The sequence below is a fragment of the Vibrio sp. ABG19 genome, assembly GCF_029962385.1.
Classification (GTDB): Bacteria; Pseudomonadota; Gammaproteobacteria; order Enterobacterales; family Vibrionaceae; genus Vibrio; species Vibrio ostreae.
In genome coordinates, this window is record NZ_CP071708.1 from 2080711 (window position 1) to 2096664 (window position 15954).

Genomic DNA, 15954 nt, shown 5'->3' on the forward strand with positions numbered 1-15954 from the left:
CGCGGCTAATTCAAGGCCAGAGTGTATAGATTAATGACCGCCCCGACACTTTTTTCCTTATTGCAGCAGCTGGAAGCCGAACTCAGAGCATGCGGTGTATGGCAGAGCCAGGCGCCAGACGAGATGGCACTGCAGAGCAGCCAGCCGTTTGCGCTGGATAGCCTGGCGCCGCACGAATGGCTACAGTGGATCTTTGTGCCGCGTTTGCAGCAGATGATCGCATCCGGGCAATCGCTGCCGCGTGGTTTTGCCATCACGCCTTATTTTGAGCAGGTCTGGCTGGAACAGACACAGTTCGGCCCTGTAATGACGATTCTTTACCAGATTGATGAGGCATGCCGCTAATGCTGGAAATTATTTATCAGGACGAGTACATGGTGGCGGTGAACAAGCCAGCCGGTATGCTGGTGCACCGCTCCTGGCTTGATAAGCACGAAACTCAGTTTGTGATGCAGACCCTGCGTGATCAGATTGGTCAGCATGTGTTTCCGCTCCATCGTCTCGACCGGCCGACGTCCGGTGTGTTGGTGTTTGCCCTGTCGAGTGAGATCGCCGCGAATATGATGCCGATGTTCGCGCAGCATGAGATGCAAAAGACGTATCATGCGATTGTACGTGGCTGGATTGAGCAGGCTGATGTGCTGGATTATCCGCTTAAAGAAGAGCTGGATAAGATTGCGGATAAGTTTGCCCGTCAGGACAAAGAAGCTCAGGATGCCGTGACGGCCTATCAGCCGCTGGCCAAGGTGGAAGTGCCGCATTCAACCGGTCAATTTCCCACCACACGTTACTGTCTGATGGAAATGCAGCCGAAAACCGGGCGTAAACATCAGCTGCGTCGCCATATGGCACACCTGCGCCACCCGATTGTCGGTGATACGACGCATGGTGATGGCAAGCATAACCGTCTGTATCGCGAGGTGTATGACAGCCATCGTCTGATGCTGCATGCCAGCGAGCTGAGTTTTATTCACCCGTATACCAAGCAGCCTTTGGTGCTGCGTGCCGGGTTTGACCACACCTGGCAGCGTCTGTTTGCCACTTTTGGCTGGGACAATCCTCAGCCGTGCGAGACAGTGGCCAAATAGCATCTGCCCGCAACAGCGCGGCAAATATTGCCGAGTAAAGCATTACTTAGTCAAGCATTGCCTAGTAAAAAGCCTTCTCAATGAGAAGGCTTTTTTTGTCTGCTCTCAGACGCTTATCGGCTAAGCGATGCGCGGATTATTTGGCCAGATAAGCGCGAATAGCGCGCTCAATTCCTGCACCGTCCAGGCCAAGCTCGGCGTGCATTTCTTCCTGCGTACCCTGGGCGACAAACTGATCCGGCAGACCCAGATTGAGCACAGGTTTAATCAGTTTGTTGCTCATCATGAATTCCACCACTCCGGCACCAGCGCCACCGGCGACTACGTTTTCTTCCAGCGTGACCAGCACATCATGGCTGTTAGCCAGCTCTGTGATGAGGGCTTCATCAAGCGGTTTCACAAAGCGCATATCGGCCACCGTCGCATTGAGTGCTTCGGCTGCCTGCAAAGCGCCCGGTAGCAGAGTACCAAAGCTGAGAATCGCCACTTTGGCGTCTTCGCCCGCAGCTTGTGCCTGACGCACAATGCGGCCTTTACCGATTTGCAGCGCGCTGAATGTCGCTGCCAGTTCGGTGCCCATACCGTTACCACGCGGGTAGCGCACGGCACTGGGTCCCTGATGCTGGTGGCCGGTGTAGAGCATCTGACGGCATTCGTTTTCATCGGCCGGCGCCATAATCACCATGTTCGGGATGCAGCGCATAAAGCTGAGATCAAACGCACCCTGGTGGGTCTGACCATCGGCACCGACTAAGCCTGCGCGGTCAATGGCAAACATCACCGGCAAATCCATGATGGCAACATCGTGAATGAGCTGGTCGTAGCCACGTTGCAAGAAAGTGGAGTAAATCGCCACAATCGGATGATAACCACCAATCGCCATACCGGTCGCCAGTGTCACCGCGTGTTGCTCGGCAATCGCCACATCAAAATACTGATCCGGATACTGTTTGGAAAAGCGCACCATGCCTGAGCCTTCACGCATCGCCGGAGTAATCGCCATCAGTTTAGGATCCTGAGCGGCCATGTCACACAGAAAATCACCGAAGATCTTGGAGAAGGTCGGTTTGTTGTTGGTGCTCTTTGGCAGGCTGCTATGGGACGGGTCAAACTTAGGCACGCCGTGATAACCGATCGGATCTTTCTCTGCCGGCTCGTAGCCTTTGCCTTTTTTGGTCATCACATGCAGAAATTGCGGGCCTTTCAGCTCACGCATATTCTTCAGGGTTTTGATAAGTTCCAGTACATCATGGCCGTCAATCGGACCGATGTAGTTAAAACCAAACTCTTCAAACAGAGTGCCCGGTACCACCATGCCTTTGAGGTGCTCTTCGGTGCGGCGCACCAGTTCCTTGATTGGCGGCACGCCGGACAGGACTTTTTTGCCGCCCTCGCGAATGGAGGTGTACAGGTTGCCTGACAGCAGCTGCGCCAGGTGATTGTTCAGTGCACCGACGTTTTCGGAAATCGACATTTCGTTGTCGTTGAGAATCACCAGCATGTCCGGTTTGACATCACCGGCGTGGTTCATGGCTTCAAACGCCATACCCGCGGTGATGGCACCATCGCCAATCACGCTGACCACTTTACGATCCTGGCCTTCTTTACCGGCACAGATAGCCATGCCCAGTGCGGCGCTGATGGAAGTCGATGAGTGACCGACGGATAAGGTGTCGTATTTGCTTTCGCCACGCCACGGGAATGGGTGCAGACCGCCTTTCTGACGAATGGTCGGCAGCTGCTCACGGCGGCCGGTCAGAATCTTATGCGGGTAGGCCTGATGGCCCACGTCCCAGATCAGGTGATCAAACGGTGTGTTATAGACGTAATGCAAAGCTACAGTCAGTTCTACGGCACCCAGACCTGAGGCCAGGTGGCCGCTTGACTGACTGACGGAGTTGAGCAGGTAGGTTCTCAGTTCGTCACAAAGCTTAGGCAGCACCTCTTTTGGCATGCTGCGTAATTCATCTGGTTTGCTTGCCAGAGCCAGTGTTGGATATTTTGAAATATCAAGAGTCATAGTAATGCGCGCTTATAGTGTTAATTTTTGCGCTCGATGACATATCGGGCGAACTGTTCTAAATGCTCAGTGTTATACGGAATATCTTCCAGTGCCTGCAGCGCTTCGCTAAGCAGTGACTGAGCTTTTTTCATCGCACCTTCGAGCCCAAGCAGAGCCGGGTAGGTGCTTTTGTGCAAGAGTTGGTCAGAGCCCTGAGGTTTGCCTAAGGTTTCTGTATCGCTGATGATATCTAAAATATCATCCTGAACCTGAAATGCGAGGCCTATGGCGTCAGCATAGCGGTTAAGTTGCGGAAGAATATCCAGACCAGCCTGGCCGGCCGCCATCGCGCCCATCCGAATCGCACAGCGCATCAGGGCGCCGGTTTTATTGCGGTGGATGTTTTCCAGTTCTTCCAGCGTGACCAGACGGTTCTCGGCCGCCAGATCAAGGGATTGCCCCAGACACATGCCCTGCGCGCCAGAGGCTTCAGCCAGTGCCTGGACCATTTTTATCCGGTTGGACTCACCGTCAGCCGACAGCTCACCTTCGGCCAGAATGGTAAAGGCCAGCGTCTGCAGCGCATCGCCGGTCAGGATGGCGGTGGCTTCATCAAACTTGATGTGACAGGTTGCCTGACCGCGACGCAGTTCGTCATCGTCCATCGCCGGCAGATCATCGTGTATCAGCGAGTAGGCGTGAATACACTCGATCGCAGAGGCCGGAGTATCAAGCGCTGCCAGTTCACAGCCCAGCATCTGGCCGGTGATGTAGACCAGGTAAGGGCGCGCACGTTTGCCGCCCAGCAGCAGGCCATAACGCATCGCCTGAGTCAGCGACAGGTTCTGATAAGGCAGACGGTTTAACCACACATCAAGTTGTTGGTTATTTCTTTGTTGGAAAGAGGATAGGGCCTCAATCATAGGGCACTCATTAGCAATTCAGTGTTATTTTAGAATAATTCAGAATTATTCAGGCAAATCGGTAAATTCGGTCAGCGGCGCGTCATCACTGTTGCTGAGCAGAATGCTCACGCGTTGTTCCGCTTCATCCAGTTTACTCTGTCCGGACCGGGCAAGGGCAATACCACGCTCAAATTTTTTCAGGGCGTCGTCTAATGCCAAATCCCCGTTCTCCAGTTGGTCGACCAGTTGATCCAGCTCTTGAATGGTCGCTTCGAAGGACATGTTTTCAGGTTTCTTGCTCGCCATAATTATATTGCCTTTGGAAAGATGCACGAACGTTACCGCAGGGCGTGGTGATGGTCAAATTTAACCAAGCAATTTTGTCAGAAATACAACGTTTTTTACCCGGCAGTCGAAAGAAAGATCATATTGGCACCAAAGTCTTATCGTTATCCTGCATTTCTGTGCCGCTGGCGGGTGCATATTCTTTGGGTTTAAGTATACACTGAGACACGTGGTTCGCCGCAGGGGGATGTGTTGCATAGGCTGGCGCTTATTCACTTGGCCCCGTTTTTCTTTTTGCGCTCAGTGTCATCTGGTCGCAAAGCGCGCCAGCTAACATATCGAGCAGCGCAAGCTGATAAAAAAGTTAAAGAATGCATTCTCTTGCCGATAACGAGAGTAATGTCTTAGACGCGAATGAATAGCATGAGGAGCGCTTCGTGGATTTAGCAACGCTAATAGGTCTGATTGGTGGCTTAGCTTTCGTTATTATGGCGATGATCTTGGGCGGCAGCCTGATGATGTTCGTCGATGTCACCTCGATTCTAATCGTAGTCGGTGGTTCACTGTTTGTTGTGCTGATGAAATTTACCATGGGCCAGTTCTTCGGAGCGGCCAAAATTGCCGGTAAAGCCTTCATGTTCAAAGCCGATGAGCCGGAAGACCTGATTGCTAAGGTGGTTGAAATGGCCGACGCTGCGCGTAAAGGCGGCTTTCTGGCTCTGGAAGAGATGGAAATTTCCAACTCATTTATGCAAAAAGGGATCGACCTGTTAGTGGACGGTCACGATGCCGACGTAGTCCGTGCCACGCTGCAAAAAGATATTGTTCTGACCGATGAACGCCACCAGGCCGGCACCAGCGTGTTCCGCGCATTTGGTGATGTGTCTCCGGCGATGGGCATGATCGGTACTCTGGTTGGTCTGGTTGCCATGCTGTCCAACATGGATGACCCGAAGTCAATCGGCCCTGCGATGGCGGTCGCCCTGTTGACGACGCTGTATGGTGCGGTATTGTCCAACATGGTGTTTTTCCCGATTGCCGACAAACTTTCACTGCGCCGCGAACAGGAAACGCTTAACCGTCGCCTGATTATGGATGGCGTGCTGGCGATTCAGGATGGTCAGAACCCACGTGTCATCGACAGCTACCTGAAAAACTATCTCAACGAAGGTAAGCGCGCCCTTGATGTGGATAACGAATAGCGGAGCTTATAATGGATGAGGAAAAGCCAAATTGCCCGCCACCCGGTCTGCCGCTGTGGATGGGGACCTTTGCTGACCTGATGTCACTGCTGATGTGCTTCTTCGTACTTTTGTTGTCGTTTTCAGAGATGGACGTACTCAAGTTTAAGCAGATCGCCGGTTCGATGAAGTTTGCCTTCGGGGTACAAAACCGCCTGGAGGTTAAAGATATCCCGAAAGGGACCAGTATTATCGCTCAGGAGTTTCGTCCCGGCCGCCCGGAACCGACGCCAATCGATGTCATTATGCAGCAGACGATTGATGTCACGCAGCAGACACTCGAATTCCACGAAGGTGAATCGGATCGCGCCGGTGGTACCCAGCGTGATGCGGGCCAGATGACCGGTGGTCAGTCACCGGAGACATCGACTCAGACCAATCAGAACACTGAATCTGAAATGCAGCAACAGCAGTCGCAGGCGATGTCGGAAGAGATGGAAACCATACTCGAAAGCATTAAAAAGGCCCTGGAGCGAGAGATTGATCAGGGTGCGATTGAAGTGGAAAACCTCGGTCAGCAGATCGTGATTCGTATTCGTGAGAAAGGGGCATTTCCGGAAGGATCCGCTTTCTTGCAGCCTAAGTTCCGGCCTCTGGTGCGTCAGATAGCGGAACTGGTGAAAGATGTACCGGGCATCGTGCGTGTTTCTGGCCATACCGACAACCAGCGTCTAGATTCAGAGCTGTATCGCTCTAACTGGGACTTGTCTGCCCAGCGTGCCGTCTCGGTGGCACAGGAGATGGAAAGTGTCAAAGGCTTTGACCACCAACGTCTGCAAGTGCGTGGTATGGCCGATACCGATCCACTGGGCCCGAACGATACCGAAGCGCAGCGCGCGCGCAACCGCCGGGTTGAAATCAGTATCATGCAGGGCGAACCGCTCTACAGCGATGAGGTGCCTTCCGCCCCTCAGGGCGACGGTCAGACTCAGAACCAGTAAAAAACTCTGTAGTATTAGTCACAAAGGCAAGCCTGGCGGCTTGCCTTTTTTCTAACCTTTCCTCTCTTGGCCGAGATCGTGTATAATCCGGCCCCCTTAGAGTCTGCCGAATGCTTGGTGATATCATCACTATGCTTGGTGAGAGCACGATGATGAACGGCCAGACCCGGAAGTACTGAGCGCCACCCGAAGTGTCAGCCAGAGAATGTCCACATTAAATTGCGAATAGCCTTATGAAATTTATAGTTAAACCACATCCGGAAATTTTTGTTAAAAGTGAATCAGTACGTAAGCGTTTCACTAAAATTCTTGAGGGTAATATTCGCAATATCGTCAAGAACCGTACCACAGGTGTCGCGGTATTTAACCGTCGTGATCATATTGAAGTGTCGGGCAACAGCGATGAATTTTTCGCCGAGACACTGGAAATTCTGACCACCACACCTGGCATCCAGCAAGTACTGGAAGTGAAGCAGAGTGAGTTTACCGACCTGCACAATATTTATGAGCAGGTACTGGAACAGAGCCGCGATCTGATCGAAGGCAAAACGTTCGTAGTGCGTGCCAAACGTCGTGGTAAGCACGAATTTAAATCAATTGAGCTTGAGCGCTATGTTGGCGGCGGCTTGAATCAGGCGGTGGAAAGCGCGCGCGTTAAGCTGCAAAAACCGGATGTGACCATTCGTATTGAAGTGGTTGATGGTCTGCTGAACCAAATCATTGCCCGCCACAAAGGTCTGGGCGGTTTCCCGCTGGGCACACAGGAAGACGTACTGAGCCTGATTTCCGGTGGTTTCGATTCTGGTGTTTCGAGCTACCTGCACATCAAACGTGGCTCTAAAGTTCACTACTGTTTCTTCAACCTGGGTGGTCCGGCGCACGAGATTGGTGTTAAACAGGTCGCTCACTACTTGTGGAACAAGTACGGCTCATCGGCCAAAGTGCGCTTTATCTCGATTGATTTTGAGCCGGTGGTGGCTGAAATCCTGGAAAAAGTTGATGACGGCCAGATGGGCGTGATCCTTAAGCGGATGTTTATGCGTGCCGCTGGTATGGTGGCTGAGAAGTTCGGTATCCAGGCTCTGGTGACCGGTGAAGCGCTGGGGCAGGTATCAAGCCAGACTCTGACCAACCTGCGTCATATCGATAACGTGACGGATACCCTGATTCTGCGCCCGCTGATCAACTGGGATAAAGATGACATCATTACTCTGGCGCGCGACATCGGTACCGAAGATTTTGCCAAGACCATGCCGGAATATTGTGGTGTGATCTCGAAGAGCCCGACAGTGAAAGCGGTGAAGGGTAAGCTGGAAGCGGAAGAAGCCAAGTTCGACTTCTCTATTCTGGAAAAAGTGGTTTACGATGCCCGCCAGATGGACATTCGTGACATTGAGAAAGAGTCGCAGCAGCAGGCTCCGGAAGTGGAACTGGTCACCGCCGTGCAGGAGCACGCCGTGGTACTGGATATCCGCAGCCCGGATGAAGAAGATGATAAGCCGCTGGAACTGGATGGGGTTGAAGTTCAGCACCTGCCGTTCTACAAACTGGCGACTCAGTTCGGTGATCTGGATCAGTCGAAGACTTATCTGCTGTACTGTGAACGTGGTGTGATGAGCCGTCTGCAGGCGCTGTATCTGCAAGAGCAGGGCTTTAAAAATATCAAGGTCTACCGCCCATAAGGTTGGCCTGACGACCAGACAGCGGCATAGCCGCAACAGTCTGGAATAATGAAAAGCGTAAACTCAGCCGGGTTTGCGCTTTTTTATTGGCCGCTGGTTAATGGTTCAATCGTGGCTAAAAGCGCGCCGTTTCGGACACAAAATCACAGTTTCGAATTAGTATTATTAACGAATTGTTACAGTTGTTGAGGTAAGTATCAGCAGGTTATTGTGCGGGGCAGATAAAAAAACACCGCCATATAGGCGGTGCTAAAAATTTGACAGACAGGTCAAAAAATAAATACAGGAAGTATATTTTGTAGCAGGGGATAACTGCACAAAACAGGGTGGTAGAAACCTACCGAACTCGAAAACCGAGTTTGCAAACACAACATCGCAACAACTAAGCCCATTGATTCTAAACAGAATCAAGCCGTTCAGGTCAGCGTTGCGGGGTGCAATATAGATTTTCTCTGGCTGGTTAGCAACGGACAATTTATAATGTTTCAGATTAAAAAAACTAATCTGTTACAGAGTGTACTCATGTCGAGAAGATTACCACCATTAAACTCGCTGAAAGTGTTTGAAGCAGCGGCCCGCCATCTGAGTTTTACTCGCGCGGCGGAAGAGCTGTTTGTCACCCAGGCAGCGGTTAGTCATCAGATTAAAGCGCTGGAAGAATTTCTCGGTCTTAAGCTGTTCCGGCGCCGCAACCGTTCGCTGTTGCTGACGGAAGAGGGCCAGGGTTACTTTCTTGATATCAAAGACCTCTTTGTCTCCCTGCAAGAGGCAACAGACAAACTGCTGGAACGCAGCGAGAAAGGCGCGCTGACCATCAGTCTGCCGCCAAGTTTTGCCATTCAGTGGCTGGTGCCACGTCTGGCGGACTTTAATCAGCAGGAGCCGGATATCGATGTGCGGATCAAAGCGGTCGATATGGAAGAGGGATCGCTGACCGACGATGTTGATGTCGCGATCTATTACGGCCGCGGCCATTGGGCGGGATTACGCGCCGATAAGTTGTATCAGGAGTTTCTGATCCCGCTTTGTGCGCCGTCCCTGTTGATTGGCAGTAAGCCGCTCGCTAACCTGAGTGACCTTGGTCAGCACACCCTGCTGCATGATACGTCACGCAAAGAGTGGAAGCAGTTCGCCAAAGAGAACAACCTGGATGGCGTTAACGTCAACCACGGGCCGATTTTCAGTCACTCGACTATGGTATTGCAGGCGGCCGTACACGGGCAGGGGGTCGCGCTGGGTAACAATGTACTGGCGCAGCCGGAGCTGGATGCCGGACGGCTGGTGGCTCCGTTTGATCAGGTGCTGATGACCAACAACGCCTTCTATGTGGTGTGCCATGAAAAACAAGCGGACATGGGGCGTATCGCCACTTTCCGTGACTGGATGCTGAAAAAAGCTCGCAGAGAACAAGAGGAATTACTCGATGACGCAGGTGCGCGTTGATGGCGACAGCCATCCACTGACATTTATTTTTGCCCACGGTGCCGGGGCAGATATGGATCATGAATTTATGGCTGCCGTCGCAGCCGGACTGGCGCAGCGCGGCATCAAGGTGGTGCGGTTTAACTTTCCTTATATGGTCAAACGCAGTGAAGATGGCAAGCGCCGTCCGCCGGATCGGGCACCGAAGCTGCTCGATGCTTATCAAGCTGTGTTGGCCGAATACGCCACCGGTCCCGTGGTGATTGGCGGTAAGTCGATGGGCGGGCGTATGGCTTCGCTGCTGAGTGAGCACTCACATGTGGTCGGGATTGCCTGTCTTGGCTTTCCGTTCCATCCGCCCGGTAAACCGGAAAAGTTCAAAGGTGACCATCTGGCAACCATGCCCAAACCGTGCCTGATTTTACAGGGTGAGCGCGATACCTTTGGTCCGCGGGATGAGTTTGCCGATTTTACCTTCAGTGACCAGATTGAGGTCAGTTTTTTGCCCGATGGTGACCACAGCTTTAAACCGCGCAAAGCGTCCGGCCACACTGAAGCCGGCAATATTGCTCTGGCGGTAGAGCGGTTAAGTCAGTTTATTAAAGAGGTGTATGATGCAAAGTAAGTATTTACTTACATTTGGCGGTCTGTTTTCTGGCATTGCCGTTGCCCTGGGGGCGTTTGCGGCGCACGGTCTGAAAGCTATCCTGAGCCCTTATCTGCTGGAAGTGTTTCAAACCGGTGTGCAGTACCAGTTCATCCATGCGGCGGCGCTGATTGCGTGCGGCATCCTGTTGCAGTTGCCACTGGCACAAAAAGCGCGAAACTATTTTAGCCGCGCGGCGATTTGCTTTATTATCGGCATCTTTTGTTTTAGCGGCAGTCTGTACGCGCTGGCACTGACCGGAATCAAGTGGTTTGGTCCGGTGACACCGTTTGGCGGGCTGCTGTTTATGATCGGCTGGGGACTGTTTGCCTTGGCAGCGATGAGTATTAAAGAGGTGAAGCAGTGAAACAAGTCATGCTCTATTGCCGTGCGGGCTTTGAAAAAGAGTGCGCCGGCGAGATTCAGGACAAGGCCACGCAACTGGAAGTGTATGGATTTCCGCGCATGAAAACCAATAGTGGTTTCGTGATGTTTGAGTGTTACCAGGAAGGTGATGCGCAGAAACTGATCAAAGAGATTGATTTCCAGACGCTGATTTTTGCCCGCCAGATGTTTGCTGTGGCGGCCGAGTTTGAAGATCTGCCGAAAGATGACCGTATTTCACCGATTTTGTCCCGGTTGGGTGAGTTAGAAGATTTTCCGCGTTGCGGCGATCTGCGTGTCGAAACGCCGGACACCAATGAAGCTAAAGAACTGCTCAAGTTCTGCCGCAAGTTTACGGTTCCGCTGCGTCAGGCGCTACGTGGCAAAGGCTTACTGATGGCAAAAGAGCATCCGAAAAAGCCGGTGCTGCATGTCTGTTTTGTGGCGCCTGGCCATTGCTATGCCGGTTTCTCTTACAGCTCGAACAACTCGCAGTTCTTTATGGGCATTCCGCGCCTGAAATTCCCGGCGGATGCTCCGAGCCGTTCCACCCTCAAGCTGGAAGAGGCGTTTCACGTCTTTATTCCGCGTGAAGAATGGGAGACCCGTCTGGCCTCCGGGATGTGGGCGGTTGACCTCGGTGCTTGTCCGGGGGGCTGGACCTACCAACTGGTGAAACGTTCGATGTTCGTGCATGCGATTGATAACGGCATGATGGCTGACAGTCTGATGGAAACCGGTCAGGTGACTCATCACATGGTGGATGGCTTTAAGTTCGAACCGCCGCGTAAAAACGTCACCTGGCTGGTGTGTGACATGATCGAAAAGCCGTCACGCGTTGCACAGTTGATGGGCGAGTGGCTGATCCGAGGATTGGCCAAAGAAGCGATTTTCAACCTCAAGCTGCCGATGAAAGGGCGCTATGATGAGGTGCTGGAAGATATTGAGAACCTCAAGCTGTTCCTGCGCGACAATGACGTGAAATTCCGCCTGCAGGCGAAACATCTTTACCATGACCGGGAAGAGATCACGGTGCATGTTCAGGTGCTGAAAACGATTTCGCCGTATTAATCCATTCATCGCTCGCTGCTCAGACTAAAAACGCTCCCCGGGGAGCGTTTTTTATCGGCTGATCTTATGCGCGATGCTTTCTTTAGCTCTGAGATTCTTCACTACCCGGCACAACGTAGCGGATATCCTGCAGATTAAAACCCAGTTCGATGTCGGTTTTGAGCCCGGCGACCTGTTTACATACCCGGGCCAGTTCGATGTGCTGGTCGAGCTTTTTGCGGTACTTCGGTGCCAGTTCTTCACTGGCGTAGGCACTTTCTATATCAGCAAACTGGGTCAGGATCTCTTTGGCGGCTTTCGGACCGACGCCTGGGACGCCCGGTACCTGGCTTGAGCTGACACCCGCCAGCCCCCAATAGTCGGCCAGTTGCTCGGGTTTGACGCCAAATTCTTTGGCGATAAACGGCGCATCCAGCCAGCGGTGCTGGAAATAATCCCGGATCTGCAGGGTCGGTGACAGTAACTGGCAATAGCCTTTGTCGGTGGAGATGATGGTGACTTTTTCCTGATGCGAGGCCACTTTAACCGCCAGCGTCGCGACCAGGTCGTCCGCTTCGTCACCGTCAGAGAGCAGCGAATCGATGCCCAGTTGCCACCAGGCTTGCTGAATCGCGTCCAGCCCTTGTGCCAGAGGCTCCGGCATTGGTTTACGGTTGGCTTTGTAGTCCGGCAGGATCTCTGCCCGCCAGCCACGGTGTTGTAGGTGGTGATCAAACACCGCGATAATGTGGGTCGGCTGCGCTTCATTAATGATGCGCTGCAGGGTGCGGGTCGTGGTGTCGATAGTACGGGCAATGTCACTTTCATCGGGTTGTACGGAGTGGACGCGGCGGATCAGATTTAACGCATCGATGATGACAAGATGAAGAGACATAAGGGTTGATTACCTGGGTTGTCTGCCCGGCGTGGGACAAGATAAAAAAATAAGGGCGATAAGGCCCTTATTGTAATGAGTTTGTTCGAGATTGCTACCCGCACGGGCGGGTAGCCAGTGCTTTAAGAGACAATGCGGTAACAAGGCTCGTAGGCACTGCCGCCGGGGAGTTTCATCCGGTTCTGAGCCACGAAATCTTTCAGCAGTTTGTCCATTTTCTTCATTAATATCGGGTCGCCGTGGATTTCAAACGGTCCATGCTGCTCGATTTCACGAATTCCCTCCGCTTTGACGTTACCGGCCACAATGCCGGAGAAAGCGCGGCGCAGATTGGCGGCCAGTACTTCCGGTGCCTGATCGAGGTGCAGATCCAGGTTGGCCATGTTGTCGTGATTGGGCTCAAACGGTAACTGGAACTCCGGCTCGATTTTCAACGACCAGTTAAAGCTGTAGGCATCTTCGTGATCTTTGCGGTGCTGGCGCACGGTCGGCATCGCATTGCGCATAATGCGCGCCGCTTCAGCCGGATCGTCGATCACGATGCGGTAGTGTTTACGCGCGTCATCACCGAGAGTTTCGGCAATAAACTCATCAATCGAACGGAAATACTCTTCACTCTCTTTCGGACCGGTCAGCACGATAGGCATCGGCTGATGAGTGTTTTCCGGATGCATCATGATGCCAAGGATATACAGCAGTTCTTCAGCTGTACCCGGGCCGCCCGGGAAGATGATGATGCCGTGCGCCAGACGTACAAAGGCTTCAAGACGTTTCTCAATGTCCGGCATGATCACCAGTTCATTGACAATCGGGTTTGGCGGCTCGGCGGCGATGATTGAAGGCTCGGTCAGGCCAAGATAGCGCTTTTCCTGGTAGCGCTGTTTGGCATGGCCAATTGCAGCACCTTTCATCGGCCCTTCCATGGCACCCGGACCACAACCGGTACAGATGTTTAATTCGCGCAGGCCGAGTTCATTACCGACTTCACGGGTGTACTGATACTCGGTCGCGTTAATTGAATGTCCGCCCCAGCACACCACCAGATTGGGAATGATACCCGGGATCAGAGTACCGGCATTACGCAGGATCCCAAACACCAGGTTGGTGATATGGGTCGAATTGGTCAGATTGAGGCGCTGGCTGTCGGCGAGGTGCATATTGACATACACGATATCGCGCAGCACTGAAAACAGGTGTTCCTGAATCCCTTTGATGATGTGTCCATCGACGAACGCGTGCTCAGGCGGGTTGGTCAGTTCCAGTTTAATCCCGCGCTCGCGGCGCAGGACGTTGACGTCGAAATTGCTGTATTTATCCAGCAGCTCTTTCGAGTTGTCGGTGTGGCTGCCTGAGTTGAGTACCGCCAGGGTACAGTTGCGGTAGAGCTGGTACAGGTCGCCGCTCGACGCGGTTTTTTTGAGTCGTTCTACTTCAAGTTGCGACAACAGATCCATACTGCCCGCAGGGCTGACTTGGGTGATCATGCTGACCTCCTTTGCTGAGAGGTTAATGAGAGTCCACCTGGCGAGCGGGTTGGAATGCGTAGTGATTACTTTGCTCGTTACACCGGATGGGAACACTGACGGCGCATTTTATTGTGACTTTGGTTATGGGGAAAACTGAGCCGCAGTTAATAACTTAACTAATTGATATTACGCTTTCAATCTTGTTCGGATCTACAGTTTTGGGAAATATTATGCCGCAGCAGATGTGAAGGCGGTCACTAAAATCGTGTGGAGTTGTACAAAAAATGGCCACGTTGATGATGGGGAATGTGGTTGGAGAACGGCGCTGCTTTACTTCCAGGCTATCTGATTCGGGCCGTATTTCTTCGCATCGCTCATCGCTCGATAGGCGCGTTCGAGTACGATTTCCGGCGTGTCCGATTCTTTAAAACAGGTACTGGCCGCGGTCAGGGTAATGGTGATGCTTTTATCGCGGAATTTAAACGGCAGTTTAGATACATTGCGCTGAATCTGCTGAATGATTTGGTAGCTGTCATTATCACTGTGGTCAGGTAGCAGGATAACAAACTCTTCGCCGGAAAATCTTGCCACGGTCGCGGTCTCGTTGACTTCTTTGCTGATAGTGCGGGCGATAATACGCAGTGCTTTATCGCCGGCCATAAAGCCGAAACTATCATTAATCGCTTTGAATTTATCAATGTCCAGCATCACCAGACGCAGGTTGTTCTGGGTACGAATCCAACGATGGTATTCGTGTTCCAGCCGGTCATTGAATGCACTGCGGTTATAGACGTTGGTCAGGGTATCCTGCTGCATACGCCGGGCCTGATCATCAAGGCGGCGGCGATAATCCTGAGTCATTTCGTACAGCGCTTCCATCTGGCTGCGGGTGTACTGCATGCGTTCAATCAGAACCTGTTCACGTTGTTCGGCATGGGTCAGACGTTCTGATAATGAAGCCAGTTCATCCAGCATAGGCCCCAGTCTGGCTTTGGTGGCTGCCAGTTCGGTGCCTTCTTTCAGGGTGCTTTGACTGCGTCCGACCAGGGAGCTGAGTTCCACGTGCATTTCCGCGCGGTGCACCTGGTAGCTCTGGCTTTGCTCGAGGTTCTGATTGACGCTTTTGATGTTGTTACACAGGGAGGTGTTGACTTGGTCAAGAAACTTCTCGGAGCCTTTACGTTCCGCGTGGGTGCCGGCGATGACCAGTTTGAGTACGTCCATGGTCAGTTCCAGCAGCGACTGGGTGGTCACCCCGCTTAGCAGCTTGGCACGGATGTCGGTCAGCAGGTCACCATATTCGCCGTCGAAGTCGAGTTCGGTGATCAGGTTTTGCAGTTCCTCACTCAAACTTGCCAACAGCTCTTGGTCAGCTCCGCCAGCCAAATCAGCATTCAATGCTTGCGGGTTCGCGGAGATGATCTTGACGGAGCGTTCGTACAGCGCCAGCAGTCGCATCGCCTGTTCCACTTTGGAGGGGGGCTGAGCGGCGGAAAAACTGAGCAGATCACGCAGGTCACGTTTGATTTTTGCCGGCAGGCCGGGAACGCGTAACAGAATTTCACCACTGCTTTTGATCTGAGCATCAAGGTGGTGACTCTGTTTATCCATGTTCAACGTTTGTTGCTTCAACATGCGCTCCAGTACGGCCAGTCGGGGTATGATTGAGCTTATATCGGTTTGTTGTTCGATGGCTTGACGCAGCTCAGAAAGGTACCCGTTTAACTGGATATTCTCGCCCTGACAAGCCTGACTTAACGATGCGACGATGCGCTTCAGGACTTTTTGTTCTCGGTTAAATTTGAACGAAGTATCCCGATGTGTCAAACGTGTTTGTTCCAATTTACTACGCAATTGGTCTAACTGATTTTGGATATCTTGTTCAAGAATGCCCATCGACAACAAACTAATAAAAAGGGGATCAGTACGATCCTATTTACTGATTTG

15 protein-coding genes are annotated in these 15954 nt (G+C 52.5%); 9 read left to right on the plus strand and 6 right to left on the minus strand.

Features of this window, described 5'->3' with window-relative positions; translation table 11 throughout:
- The first annotated feature begins 33 nt into the window (after positions 1–33).
- Both J0X00_RS15845 and truC read left to right on the plus strand, forming a co-directional pair.
- A complete protein-coding gene (locus J0X00_RS15845) occupies positions 34–345 on the plus strand; it encodes a YqcC family protein (RefSeq protein ID WP_136483557.1) in 312 nt (103 codons plus the stop codon).
- On the plus strand, positions 345–1088 hold the full coding sequence (gene truC, locus J0X00_RS15850; RefSeq protein ID WP_218562203.1) for a tRNA pseudouridine(65) synthase TruC: 744 nt from the start codon (positions 345–347) through the stop codon (positions 1086–1088). Before J0X00_RS15845 ends, truC begins: the two co-directional genes overlap by 1 nt.
- Positions 1089–1224: 136 nt before the next feature.
- Here the strand turns inward: truC and dxs are convergent, their stop codons facing one another.
- The 3 genes from dxs to xseB are packed head-to-tail and all read right to left on the minus strand — an operon-like array spanning position 1225 to position 4301.
- Positions 1225–3108: a 1-deoxy-D-xylulose-5-phosphate synthase gene (gene dxs / locus J0X00_RS15855; RefSeq protein WP_282477184.1), complete on the minus strand. Its 1884-nt coding sequence runs from the start codon at positions 3106–3108 to the stop codon at positions 1225–1227.
- Between the two features lie 20 nt (positions 3109–3128).
- A complete protein-coding gene (ispA, locus tag J0X00_RS15860) occupies positions 3129–4013 on the minus strand; it encodes a (2E,6E)-farnesyl diphosphate synthase (RefSeq protein ID WP_136483560.1) in 885 nt (294 codons plus the stop codon).
- A 45-nt stretch (positions 4014–4058) separates the two neighbouring features.
- Positions 4059–4301 (minus strand): exodeoxyribonuclease VII small subunit, encoded by a 243-nt coding sequence (xseB, locus tag J0X00_RS15865; RefSeq protein WP_136483561.1) that lies wholly within the window; start codon positions 4299–4301, stop codon positions 4059–4061.
- A 416-nt stretch (positions 4302–4717) separates the two neighbouring features.
- Here xseB and pomA point away from each other — a divergent pair, with 416 nt between their 5' ends.
- The 7 genes from pomA to rlmM all read left to right on the plus strand — a co-directional run bounded on the left by pomA (position 4718) and on the right by rlmM (position 11667).
- Positions 4718–5482: a flagellar motor protein PomA gene (gene pomA / locus J0X00_RS15870; protein ID WP_136483562.1), complete on the plus strand. Its 765-nt coding sequence runs from the start codon at positions 4718–4720 to the stop codon at positions 5480–5482.
- 11 nt (positions 5483–5493) lie between these two features.
- Positions 5494–6462, plus strand: coding sequence for a flagellar motor protein MotB (locus J0X00_RS15875; protein WP_136483563.1), 969 nt, complete (start codon positions 5494–5496; stop codon positions 6460–6462).
- A gap of 233 nt (positions 6463–6695) precedes the next feature.
- Positions 6696–8144, plus strand: a complete 1449-nt coding sequence (gene thiI, locus J0X00_RS15880; protein WP_282477185.1) for a tRNA uracil 4-sulfurtransferase ThiI — start codon at positions 6696–6698, stop codon at positions 8142–8144.
- Between the two features lie 522 nt (positions 8145–8666).
- On the plus strand, positions 8667–9587 hold the full coding sequence (locus J0X00_RS15885; RefSeq protein ID WP_136483565.1) for a transcriptional regulator GcvA: 921 nt from the start codon (positions 8667–8669) through the stop codon (positions 9585–9587).
- Positions 9568–10191, plus strand: a complete 624-nt coding sequence (locus J0X00_RS15890) for an alpha/beta fold hydrolase (protein WP_282477186.1) — start codon at positions 9568–9570, stop codon at positions 10189–10191. Before J0X00_RS15885 ends, J0X00_RS15890 begins: the two co-directional genes overlap by 20 nt.
- Positions 10181–10579, plus strand: coding sequence for a DUF423 domain-containing protein (locus J0X00_RS15895; RefSeq protein ID WP_282478309.1), 399 nt, complete (start codon positions 10181–10183; stop codon positions 10577–10579). Before J0X00_RS15890 ends, J0X00_RS15895 begins: the two co-directional genes overlap by 11 nt.
- Positions 10576–11667: a 23S rRNA (cytidine(2498)-2'-O)-methyltransferase RlmM gene (gene rlmM, locus J0X00_RS15900; RefSeq protein ID WP_282477187.1), complete on the plus strand. Its 1092-nt coding sequence runs from the start codon at positions 10576–10578 to the stop codon at positions 11665–11667. The genes J0X00_RS15895 and rlmM overlap by 4 nt, the downstream gene beginning before the upstream one ends.
- Before the next feature lie 82 nt (positions 11668–11749).
- Here the strand turns inward: rlmM and xni are convergent, their stop codons facing one another.
- The 3 genes from xni to J0X00_RS15915 all read right to left on the minus strand — a co-directional run bounded on the left by xni (position 11750) and on the right by J0X00_RS15915 (position 15903).
- Positions 11750–12541 (minus strand): flap endonuclease Xni, encoded by a 792-nt coding sequence (gene xni, locus J0X00_RS15905; protein WP_136483568.1) that lies wholly within the window; start codon positions 12539–12541, stop codon positions 11750–11752.
- Positions 12542–12663: 122 nt separating this feature from the next.
- Positions 12664–14025, minus strand: a complete 1362-nt coding sequence (gene ppnN, locus J0X00_RS15910) for a nucleotide 5'-monophosphate nucleosidase PpnN (protein WP_136483569.1) — start codon at positions 14023–14025, stop codon at positions 12664–12666.
- Positions 14026–14337: 312 nt separating this feature from the next.
- Positions 14338–15903 carry a GGDEF domain-containing protein gene (locus J0X00_RS15915; protein WP_218562199.1) on the minus strand — a complete coding sequence of 522 codons (1566 nt, stop codon included), beginning with the start codon at positions 15901–15903 and terminating at the stop codon, positions 14338–14340.
- Positions 15904–15954 lie beyond the last annotated feature (51 nt).